The 12,444-nt window shown below is 35.2% G+C and carries 7 protein-coding genes; all 7 read right to left on the bottom strand.

From position 1 onward, the window contains the following. Positions 1–99: 99 nt before the first annotated feature. The 7 genes from QLQ95_RS14120 to QLQ95_RS14090 all read right to left on the bottom strand — a co-directional run bounded on the left by QLQ95_RS14120 (position 100) and on the right by QLQ95_RS14090 (position 12,433). A complete protein-coding gene (locus QLQ95_RS14120; RefSeq protein WP_482500317.1) occupies positions 100–867 on the bottom strand; it encodes a metallophosphoesterase in 768 nt (255 codons plus the stop codon). A 503-nt stretch (positions 868–1,370) separates the two neighbouring features. Next, positions 1,371–2,270: an ROK family protein gene (locus tag QLQ95_RS14115; RefSeq protein WP_482500316.1), complete on the bottom strand. Its 900-nt coding sequence runs from the start codon at positions 2,268–2,270 to the stop codon at positions 1,371–1,373. 22 nt (positions 2,271–2,292) lie between these two features. Next, positions 2,293–3,756: a glycoside hydrolase family 125 protein gene (locus QLQ95_RS14110; protein ID WP_095931251.1), complete on the bottom strand. Its 1,464-nt coding sequence runs from the start codon at positions 3,754–3,756 to the stop codon at positions 2,293–2,295. A 6-nt stretch (positions 3,757–3,762) separates the two neighbouring features. Next, positions 3,763–6,042: a GH92 family glycosyl hydrolase gene (locus QLQ95_RS14105; protein WP_482500315.1), complete on the bottom strand. Its 2,280-nt coding sequence runs from the start codon at positions 6,040–6,042 to the stop codon at positions 3,763–3,765. A gap of 93 nt (positions 6,043–6,135) precedes the next feature. After that, a complete protein-coding gene (locus QLQ95_RS14100) occupies positions 6,136–8,397 on the bottom strand; it encodes a GH92 family glycosyl hydrolase (protein ID WP_482500314.1) in 2,262 nt (753 codons plus the stop codon). A gap of 93 nt (positions 8,398–8,490) precedes the next feature. After that, positions 8,491–10,482, bottom strand: a complete 1,992-nt coding sequence (locus QLQ95_RS14095; protein WP_482500313.1) for a beta-mannosidase — start codon at positions 10,480–10,482, stop codon at positions 8,491–8,493. A 436-nt stretch (positions 10,483–10,918) separates the two neighbouring features. Then, positions 10,919–12,433, bottom strand: coding sequence for a SusD/RagB family nutrient-binding outer membrane lipoprotein (locus QLQ95_RS14090; RefSeq protein ID WP_095931255.1), 1,515 nt, complete (start codon positions 12,431–12,433; stop codon positions 10,919–10,921). Between the last annotated feature and the right edge of the window lie 11 nt (positions 12,434–12,444).

Here is a 12,444-nt window from a genome sequence, read left to right as displayed (position 1 = left end):
TTTATCATGCAAATATAACTATATTACATTAATAAAGTCAAAAATTAGTAATATATCACACAACTTTATTGTTCAAAACAAACTTTATCGATATAAATTTCAAACAATTAAAACTTTACCAACCTCAAACCGAGTATGTTCTTCTCTATGAATATATCCAAGCTGATTGGAAATCATTTTCGTACTTCCAATATTAAAATCTTTGGTATTATGATGACTGTGGCCATATATCCAGTACTGGGCATTTGAATATTCAATTAGCTCGGAAAGTTCCACTGCAAAAGCCTCATTTAGAAGGCTATTTTTATAAATCTTAGGATACTTCTTAAATGTGGGCACATGATGTGTCGTTACAACAATTTTTTTAGAATCTTCAACCGCCAAGGATTTTGTAATAAATTCTAAACTCTCAAAATAAAGCTTATTGTAGTCATCTGCGTTAAATTTCCTTCCATTATATTTAATAACATGAAAATCACTAAGTCCTCTTTCAATATTCCATTGGGAACCGAGACTGATATGCGACCATAAAGTTGAGAATACCAGTTTTACATTTTCATGTTCCACAACAGAATTGTTCAGCAGAATCACATTACTTCTGATTTCTTCATAAAAAGTTCCTGTTTTAGCAAATGCATCAAAATAATAATATTCATGGTTTCCAGGAATCCAATAAGTCATCTGAAAATTATCAGATAAAAAATTAAAAAAGTCCTGATGTTTATCCATTACAGCAAAGGGCACAATATCTCCAGCCAGTATTAGGATGTCACCCTTTGGCGCTAAAGGGTGCTCCCTGATAAATTCTTTATTTTTAGCAAACTCCAGATGCAGATCTGAAGCATATTGAATCTTGTTTATTTGCATATTGCAATATTTTTAAAACCGTACTTAATTATTTGAATTAACTCAGAAAGAGCATATTAAAATTTTAAGAATTTTCAGGCATGAAAAATTAAAAATAGTCATAACAATACAATTTCCTATGCTTTTTTAGTTTGCTTTTCTGCAATAAAACTACATATTTTTCACCAATTGCAATTATTTTTTTGCTACATTTACAGAGGTTTTTAAACCCCAAAATTTTAAGAGTGCCCTATTAGTGCCCTGCAATTTTTGACATAACATAATACTCAGTGTTTACTGGTGCTTACGATACAGGTGGCGGAGCCTCTTTCTCCGCCAGATAAAGTTTCATAAAGAAACTAAAAGTAAAAGCCTTTAAATACTAATTTAAAGGCTTTTTTATTGTTTTTAATTTAAAAAAATATTTATCAGACATAACTTGTTTAAAACTTCTGCAAGAGAAGTTTTAAAACAATAGTAAAACAAAAAACGGATGAGTCCAATACTCATCCGTTTTTTGCTTTTTAATCACAAAGAAAACTGACCGCTCCTAATAATGCTGCCACTTCGTTGTCATTCGAAATGGAAACTTGAATTTCAGAACCAGATTTCTGAATTGTTTTGTTAAATGAAGACAAAAACAAATCGCTTGCATTGGCAATTTTTCCGCCAATAATAATATGATCCGCTGTAAAGTTGGTAATCCACGGAATTGCAACTGTTGCTAAATCCTCTCCCATTCTTTCAAATACCTGAATAGCCTTCTGATCTCCATTTTTCGCTAAATTATAAAGTTCTAAACCATTATTAAGATCGCTACCGCTTAAAGATTTGTAATGTGATAAAAGACCTCTAACTGAAACATAATCTTCTGCAATTCCATCTTTATAAGACAGATTGTATATTTCGCCATCAGTGGGAACAGAACTTCCTGAACTGATTGATATTCCCTTATCAATGAAACAAGCTCCCAATCCTGTTCCTAATGTTACGGCCATTACTTTTTTAGAAAGATTTTCCTGCTGTTTAAAAACTTCTCCTTTTCCAAAACAAACAGCGTCATTTTCAAAAAGAACTGGAAAATCTGCAGGAAAATCTAGAGTTTCCAAAAGCAATTCTCGAATGTTTAATCCGTAAAAATGTTCGTATTTCGACTGATCTTTAATCCAGCAAATGCCGTTTTTATAATCAAATGGTCCAGGCATGCAAATTGCAATTCCTGTAATATCTTTAATCTTAGAATTTTCTATTGCGGTGCTGATTACTTTTTTCCAGATATTCATAACCTGATCTGCTGGCATATTTGAATCGAAAGATTCTTTACAAAGTGAAAAGTCAAGCACTTTCATTTCTGTTTTGTTGATTACCGCAGCTGTAATATGCGTTCCTCCTATATCTAGCCCAATGGCATGTGATGTATTCATTTTTAATTATTTAGCTTTAGTACTAGATATTTTTGTCTTTTAAAATTTGAGGATAATGAATACTGGTATGTACAATCATTTCGCCAAATAATGTATTCGCCCAAGCAAACCATTTACGGGTAAATTTGGTTACATCGTCTTTATGAAATGATTCGTGCATAAATCCTGTATCAGCGTTTGTTTTAATCAAATTACTTATACAGGCTTTTATTTCTTTTTCGTCTACACTTGTAATGGCTCTCAAAACAATACTCATAGGCCAGATCGTATCTACTCCTGTATGCGGACCACCGATACCTTCTCCTGCTTTTCCTTTATAGAAAAATGGATTATTCTCTGACAGCACCACTTTTCTTGTATTCAGATACAAAGGATCATTTGGAGCGATAGCGCCTAAATACGGCAATGATAATAAAGACGGCACATTAGCATCATCCATCATGTGGAAACTGCCGTATCCGTTTACTTCAAAAGCTATAATTTTTCCGAATTTCGGGTGATTGATAATTCCGTGTTCATTAAGTCCTTTTTGAACCTCATCTCTCAGTTTTGTGGCTTTCGCAACCAAATCATTGTCTTTTAAAGCTGGAAGAGAGAAAATTTCAATCAGATAGCCCAATATTTCAATAGCAAACATATTACTCGGAATCAGATAACCGAATAAAGTAGAATCGTCGCTTGGTCTGAAAGTCGAAACAATCAATCCGCAAGGTTTTACAGGATAGCCATAACCGCCTAACGGAACTCCATCTGTAGCCCAAGCCGTCTGACGCTGAAAACTATACGGTCCGCCTTTGCCATCCATTCGCTGCTGTTCTTTAAAAGTCTGAAGAATTAAAAGCATGGCTTCTTTCCATTTGGCATCAAATAAACTGATGTCTCCTGTTTCCTTCCAATATCCGTGTGCTAATCGAACCGGATAACACAAACTGTCAATTTCCCATTTTCTTTCGTGAATTCCGGGCTGCATTTTAGTAAGGTCATTTTTCCATTCGCTTTCCTTCGTAAAATCTTTATAAAAAGCATTCGCATACGGATCCAGCAGAATACATTTCGCTTGACGATTAATTACACCTTTTACCAGTTCTGCCAGTTTCGGATCTTCTTTTACAAACGGAATATAAGGCCAAATCTGCGCCGTACTGTCTCTAAGCCACATGGCATCAATATCTCCTGTAATTACATACGTATCTGGTTTGCCGTCAATAATTTCAAAATCGACTGTAGTATCTAATGTGTTAGGGAAACAGTTTTCGAATATCCATGCCAATTCAGGATTGCCGATTTGTTTTTTAATACGTACGATAGCGGCTTCAATTGCTTTACTCGTAAATTTTCTTTCCGCAACAGGAGGTCTTTTAGAAACAAAATCTTTTAGCGGAAAGGGAAAAGTATCTGAATTAAATCCGAAAGCTTCTGTTTGAAGTGCCAGTAATCCTGCTGAAAAAATGCCTGCATTTCTTATAAATTTTCTACGTGACTGCATATATTTTTATTTTGAAGTTGAATAAGAATATGGGAATGATTCCTTTGTTGTGCCTCTTTTAAAATTAGGAGAACTTGTCATATCAAAATTTAATTCGCCTCCTTTCAATACATCAAAATGATTGATGTAATTTTTAGTATGAAGAGCATTATTCCATTTTAATTCGTTTACATATTTGTTGGTTTCTGAATTATTAGGCGCATTGATAATAAGCTGTTTTCCGTTTTCTAACTGCAAAGTGGCTTTCTTAAACAGAGGCGCTCCCAAAACATATTCTTCTGTTCCTGGGCAAACCGGATAGAATCCCATGGCTGAGAAAATATACCAAGCAGAAGTTTGTCCGTTGTCTTCATCTCCACAATAACCGTCTGGAGTTGGTTTGTACAAACGATCCATGACTTCTCTTGACCAATATTGCGTTTTCCAAGGTTCGCCTGCATAATTGTACAGATAAATCATGTGCTGAATTGGCTGGTTTCCGTGCGCGTATTGCCCCATATTCATAATCTGCATTTCGCGGATTTCATGAATAACAGCACCATAATAACTGTCGTCAAAAATTGGAGGTGTGGTAAATACAGCGTCTAATTTTGCTGTGAAATTTTTCTCTCCGCCCATCAAATCAATCAAACCCTGAATGTCGTGAAAAACACTCCAGCTATAATGCCAGCTGTTTCCTTCGGTAAAAGCATCTCCCCATTTAAACGGATTAAAATTGGCTGGAAAACTGCCGTCTTTATTTCGTCCGCTCATTAATCCTATTTCTGGATTGTAGAGTTTTTTGTAATTCAGCATTCGTTTTTCGTATAGACTAATTTCTTTTTTCGGGCGATTTAATGCTTTTGCCAGTTTCCAGATCGTAAAATCATCATAAGCATATTCAAGCGTTCTGGCTGCATTTTCATTGATTTTCACATCATACGGAACATATCCTAAAGTATTGTAGTACTGAACTCCTTTTCTACCAACAGCTTCCAGAGGCCCTTCATTATTGGCTCCATGCAATAAAGCTTCGTACAAAGTATTGATGTCATAACCGCGTAATCCTTTCATATAAGCATCAGAAACTACAGAAGCAGAATTATTTCCGACCATTACGTTTCTAAATCCTGGGCTTGACCATTCTGGCAGAAATCCGCCTTCTTTATAATCATTGATCAATCCTTCCTGCATTTCTTTATTTATAGAAGGATAAACCAGATTTAACAAAGGGTATAAAGCACGGAAAGTATCCCAAAATCCAGTTCCTGCGTACATGTAACCTGAAAGGACTTTTCCGTTGTACGGACTATAGTGCACAATTTTTCCGTCTTTATCAATTTCATATTGTTTTTGAGGAAAACAGACTGTACGGTACAAACAAGAATAAAAAGTCCTTAACTGATCTATATTGTTGTCTTCCACAGCAATTTTTCCTAGAACTTTATTCCATTCTGCTTTAGATTGCGTAACTGTTTCTTCAAAAGTTGCTGTGCCTAATTCGTTTTTCAGATTCAGCTCTGCTTGTTCTGGACTTATAAAAGAGGATGCCACTCTAACATTTACTTTTTCTCCTTTTTTGGTTTGAAACCCGATAACCACACCTACATGATTTCCTTCTGCTTCTAATTTATCAGCAGTCAAAACTTTATCAATCCAAGTTGAATTGGTTAAGAACTTTTTATCAAAAACCAGCACAAAATAGTTCTTGAAATTCTGAGGAACTCCCCCGCTGTTTCGCGTTGTATAGCCGATTATTTTATTTTCTGAAGGAATTATTTTGATATAAGAACCTTTATCAAAAGCGTCGATTACAATAGAAGATTTTTCATTTTCAGGAAATGTAATCTGAAAATGCGCCGCTCTTTCTGTTGTGGTAATTTCGGTCGTAACATCATGATCAGCCAGATAAACGCTGTAATAATACGGTTTTGAAACCTCCGCTTTATGGCTGAACCAGCTCGCGCGCTCGTCTTCGACGAAAGCCAATTTACCAGTAACTGGCATAATCGAAAACTGACCGTAATCGTTCATCCAAGGTGAAGGCTGATGCGTCTGCTTAAACCCTCTGATTTTTTCTGCGGTATAAGTGTATGCCCATCCATCACCCATTTTGCCAGTTTGAGGCGTCCAGAAATTCATTCCCCACGGTCTGCAGATGGCAGGATATGTATTTCCGTTGGAAAGATTATGCAAAGACTGCGTTCCCATTAACGGATTTACATATTCTACTGGCTCTTTAACTTGCGCATTTATAGAAATGCAGCAGTGTATTAATCCAAAAAAAATTAAACTTTTTATTTTCATATTCTTGTGATTTGTCAAATGTGAAGTGTGAAATGTGAAATGTGATATGTCCAATTACTTTTTGCATTTTACATCTCACATTTTACCTTTTAACTACAACGGTCTATCTTCTTTCTTAACTCCAAATGTCATTGACGGTTTGCTTCCCATATATAATTTCAGCTCTCCTCCTTTTACAATCATTTCTTGCGTGATATATGATTTTGTATAAGGTTTTCCATTATATTCTGCTTTTTGAATATAGATATTTGAAGCGCTGTTATTAACCGCATTTATCGTAAATGAAATGTCTTTTTTATGATGAATAACAGCTGTATTCACCAACGGACTTCCCAGAACATAAATTCCATTTGCAGGATTTACTGAATAGAATCCCATAGAAGACAAAATGTACCAAGCCGACATTTGCCCTAAATCTTCATTACCGCATAACCCGTCTGGTTTTGTTGAGTAGAATTTATCATCGATTTCTCGAATTAATTTTGCTGTTTTCCAAGGTTGCCCTACATAAGCATACAAATACGGAATATGATGATTTGGCTCATTTCCATGAGCGTACTGTCCTATTAAACCGCTAATATCTGGTGAAACATCCTCACCTTCTACTTTATCAGTTAGCAGGAAAAGTGAATCTAATTTTGTAATAAATTTATCTTCGCTTCCAAATAAATCAATTAAACCGTACGGATCTTGCGGAACAAGCCAAGTATACTGCCACGCATTTCCCTCAACATAATCGTCTTTACGATGTGCTGACGAAAGCGGATTAAATGGTGTTCTCCAATTTCCATTTGTTAGTTTACCACGCATAAAAGTGGTTTCTTTATCAAAATACAATTTGTATAAATTGGCTCTTTTAGTGAAATAATTATAATCGTCTGTTTTGTTTAACGATTTCGCCATCAAAGCAATACAGTAATCATCAATTGCATATTCTAAAGCATTTCCAACAGATTCTAATAGTTTATCAGCAGGAATATATTCTAGTTTCTGAACATAATCCATTCCGTCTCGCGTTTGCATGGCCGTTTTTTTAATGGCTTCGTATGCTAAATTGACATCATAATCGCGGTATCCTTTTAAATAAGCATCAACGATAACGGCAATAGAATGGTTTCCATTCATGGTATTGGTTTCGTTACCCATTAAATGCCAAACCGGTAATCTGCCCTGCTGTTGATAAATCGCTAAAAACGATTTTACAATATCATTGATTTTTTCTGGCTGCGTAATGGTGTATAATGGATGCAGTCCGCGGTAAGTATCCCAAAGCGAAAAAGTAGTGTAATTGGTAAAATTGGCTTTTTCGTAGACTTTTTTGTCTGTTCCCAGATAATCTCCGTTGGCATCATTAAAAATAGAAGGCGCAAACATGGTGTGATACAATGAAGTATAGAAAACTTTCATTGTTTTTTCGTCTGCTTTTATCTGAACTTTATTTAGCTCCTTGTTCCATTTTGAATCTGCTGATTTTACAACAGCTTCAAAATCCCAATTCGGGATCTCTGCTTTTATATTGGCAGATGCATTTTCGGTACTAACGGGAGAAATTCCAACTTTTACCAGAATCTGTCTGTTTTTTAAGGTTTTGAAATCTAAAACCGCTTTTATTTTTAAGCCCTCACCTTCTGTTCCTTTTACCACCGCTGTACTATCGTAAACCTTTATATTGGCAATTGGTTCAGAGAATTCCATTGCAAAATAAATGCGCTGATCTGCTGCCCAACCTGTCGAATAACGATAACCTTCAATTTTGGTTTCGCTTATTTTTTTAATGAACGTTTTTACCGGTCTGTCCCAACCAATTCCGTCAGCTAGATCAATTAAAATGTGTGAATCGTCTGTGTTCTCAAAAGTATATTTATGAAAACCGACTCTTTCGCTGGCCGTTAATTCGGCTTTGATTTTATATTTATCCAATAAAACGCTGTAATATCCTGGTTTTACCACTTCGTTCTTATGAGAGAAATACGAACCGTAACCGTTTACCATATCTTCTTTTGTTCCTTTGGTCAAACCGACTTTTCCACTGACAGGAAGCACCAGAATATCATTTAAATCTCCAATTCCGGTTCCGCTTAAATGCGTGTGAGTGAAACCTAAAATGGTATTGCTGGCATAGTTATAACCGCTGCACCAATCCCATCCTTCAAAAATATTTACAGGTCCTAACTGCACCGCTCCAAAAGGAACATTTGCACCTACAAATACGTGGCCATGCCCTGCCGAACCAATAAGAGGATCGACATATTGCGTATAATTTGTATCGGTTTGTTTTGTCTTTTTTTGCTGTGAAATTGTTGGATTGGCAAAAAGTAAACCTAAAGCCAAGAAACCGCTAAATAGTATTCTCATATATTTTTATTTTTTTAATCTGTGTGTTAGACGCACTGCAGTGCGTCTCTACGCAAAACCTTTGTCCCTTTGTCTCTTTGTTACTTTGAACCTCTACTCGTATCTCTTTAAAACCTCAAACAAAGAATAAATCTTAATCTCAGGTTTTGTTATTTTCCCTTCAAACGAAATTGTTTTTTCTTCTCCTTGTTTTAAATCAAAATAATTATCGCTCCATTTTCCATTATACCCTTTCATGGAAATGCAAACGTATTTTGCCATTTTCTGAGCTTTTACAATTACGTTATTCCCTTTTATTTCCCAGCTTATTTTTGGGTCTTCTAATGCCAGATCTTTAGGATGTGTAAAATCGGTTTCTGGTTTAATGTCGTCTCTGTATGCTTCTTTTATGGCGTACCAAGCTGCTTTTGGCTGTCGGTTATTGTAATCGGTAATACTCCAGCTTGCTACAGGCCAGCAGTCGTTTAATTGCCAAACTAGAGTTCCCATGTTATAAGGCGCTTTCGAACGATGAATTCCGACAATATTTTTGATTGAATAATAATGCATGCACTGACTCAAATAGGCATAATCTTCTAGATTCATCTTTTTAATCTTAGAGGCATCGATGAAATATTTACCTAAATAGGAATCTAATTTCTCAAAACCTTTGCCGGCCTTTAAATGTACTTTTAGTATATTTGAATATAAGTGGCGGTCTTCTGGAGAAGTAAAACTTTCAACTGAAGAATAATTCGGTAAAGACAGCATTCCGTATTCGCTCACAAAACGTCCTGTTTTTTTCTGAACGGCTTCGATATCTTCCAATCCCCACCAAATTCCCCAATAGTGGCTGTCTCCTTCAGTTACACTTTTTGCTTTTGACCAATGGTGTAAAGGCGAAGAACTTAAATACGGACGTTTATCATCGACTTCTTTTACCCATTTCGGAATACTGTCATGAAATAAACGCCTATAATCTTTCCACAAACGGATTGAATCTTGTTTTGAAATTTTGAAACTTTTCATCCAGCCCCAATTTTTAAAAGCCTCATCAGATTCGTTGTTTCCGCACCATAAAACGATGCTTGGATGATGACGCAGCCTCTTAACCTGATACTGAACTTCTTTTTTTACATTATCAAAAAAAGCATCGTCTCCAGGAACCATTGTGCCCGCGAACATAAAATCCTGCCAGACATTTATTCCGTATTTATCGCATAAATCGTAGAAATAATCATCTTCGTAAATACCACCGCCCCAAACGCGAAGCATATTCATATTGGCTTCTTTGGCAGATAAAACTATTTTTTCATATTCTTTTTTATCTACTCTAGAAAGAAAAGCATCTGATGGAATGTAATTGGCTCCTTTCATATAAACAGGTTTTCCATCAATTTTAAAATAGAAAGATCTACCCAAGCTATCTGGCTCTTGTATTAATTCAATCTTTCGATTTAAAACATAAGGTTTCTCGGGATTTTTTTTGTCATAAGATTCTAATCTTGGTGTTTTCCATATTCCACAGGTTGTAAATTTTGGCCCCCAATCCCAACCAAAATGGTATTGTGCTTTACGTACATAGGCACGCGGATTGTCTGGAATTACAAATGGATAATCTTTTTTTGCCAGCGAGTCAACCACATTTTGTGCCGATTGAAATACGATTCTCAAATCATTATTTCCTGATTTCAAGACTTTTTTAACCTCAACACGCCATTGACGAAACATATTATCGGCTTTTAAAACCAGCTGATTGTTTACATAAACAGATGCATAAGTATCTAACCCGTCAAAAACTAAATCTGTATTTTTCTTTTTCAGCATATTTGCTGTAACCTGAAAAGTGGTTTTGTATTCCCAGTTCTTGCGTTCTATCCATTGCAGTTTTTCTTCATTATCTCTGTAAAACGGGTCTGGTATTAATTTGCTGTTTAGCAAATCTGTGTGAATTTCTCCAGGAACAGTCGCTGGGTACCATTTTTGCGTTTTCTCTTCACGGTAGGTCCAATTGTTTTTTAAATCAATCTGCTGTGCAAAGGCAATTGATGTAAAACCTACCCAAAATAGGCAAACGAAACAGTGAAGTTTTTTTTGATAATTCATTTTATGGAATACTATATTAATACCTTCTAAAATTAGTAAAAAGGTAACTAATTTGGCAGTTTAGAGAAGGAAAGAAATGACCAAGTTTATTCCTTCTCTTTAGAATCTATTCTTTGTTAGTAACTCTAAAATACAACTAGAAATATCTTCTTTACCACTGCCTTATGCTTTATTTTGATTTTGATAGGAATCGTTTTAAATTCAAATAATGAAACAAATTCTTAAATATCGCTTTTTGAAATCTTTAAAATACAGAAAGTAAATCCATCTTTTTCAGCAGAATCTCTCTTAGTTTGCTGCGAAAAAAAAGGTATTTGAATCTGTAAAGCAACTTCTCAAATTGCTTGATTTTTAGATCAATTTATTATATGATTTTAAAAATAAGCCGGGTATGCTCATTACCCGACTTATCTTAACTAACCAACCACTTTAAAAATTATTTATCCCACCAGATTCTTGTGGTCATTAAATCTAAACCTTGACGTTGAATTGCTTCTTTATAATTAGCCTCGTTTGTAATAAGTTCGGACTGATCATAAATTAATCTTCTCGGGATTGTTCCTTTTGTGTCTCCCGTTGGATCATTCACAGGAACTAAAACTGGATAACCTGTTCTTCTGTATTCTGAGAATGCTTCAAAACCGTTGAATAATAAAACAATCCATTTTTGAGTAATAATCTGCTCGATTTTTTCTGCTTCTGTTCCTCCAGCTTTAAATGGATATGTAGTAATATAAGTGTTGTATTCTGCTGGTGAAACCAAAGGCACTTTATCTCCAAAAATTGCTAAAATATTCATAGCACCTCTTACTCCATTTTCATAATACGTTTGAGCAGATCCGCCAACGTTCCATCCTTTTACTGCCGCTTCTGCCAATAAAAACTGAACCTCAGCATAAGACATAATTAATGTTGGAGCATCTAAACGCAATACTGTTGAAGTATTTGGATCTGAGAAAAGCTTTTTATCTCCTCCTGGAAATTCTTTTGCATCATTTGCCAAACCTTGCTGACTTGCTGGGCTATTATCTCCTGTAGCTTCTAGTTTTGCATAAATTCTTAAACGAGGATCGTTTGTGTTTTTCAATAAATCGATGAAAGTTTTACTGAATTTAATATTAGATTCTCCTCCATTTAAATCATTTCTAACCCAAGAAGAGGTAATTGGATTTGTCTTAACCCCTGCAGGACCAGCATCATGCTTTAAAACCAAACTATCATCATTTGAAGTAAATACACCTTTAGCATAGGCTTTTTCTACAAATTCTTTTGCTTTTGCAGGATTTACTTTAGACAAACGCATTGCTACTCTTAACATTAAAGAATTTGCCAATTTCTTCCATCTTGCAACATCACTTTGGTAATACAAATCGGCATTTCCAACAAAAGGTTTTCCAGCATCTAGTGCCGTTCCAGCCTCGTCTAATTCTTTTAAAAGATCGTTGTAAATAGCTTCTTGCGTATCATATTTAGGAGAAAAAACGTTTCCGTTATATCCTTTTCCTGCTTCAAAATAAGGAACTTCACCGTAAGTGTCTGTTAGTTTTTGAAACAAGAAAACTTTCATGATTCTACAAGCCTGAATCATATTTGTATTCTCTGGCGCATCCTCGACTACAGATAATAATTGGAAAATCTGATTTAAACCTTTTCCGTAAGTTTCACCAAAAAGGGCAGCCGAATACTCCGAAGAGTAGGTGTATTTGGAACCTGGTCCTCCAAGTGAAGAAAATTGCTGTACAATTTGTGCTGCGTACAAGTTATTTCCTCTTGTATTAGAAAAATCCTGTCCGTCTACATAAATCTCTGCAAGTGTAAACATTGATTTTACAGCTGGATCTGTTAAGGCGTTCGGATTCTTATTCATTTCTTCGAATCCTTTATCGCATGAAGCCAATGTCAAAACACCAACAATTGCGACACAAAATATTTTGATATATCTATTTTTCATCTTTTTTAGAA

This window comes from Flavobacterium sp. B330r, from assembly GCF_056824325.1.
The sequence above is the reverse complement of the archived record's forward strand: the minus strand, read 5'-3'. Positions and strand labels throughout refer to the sequence as shown.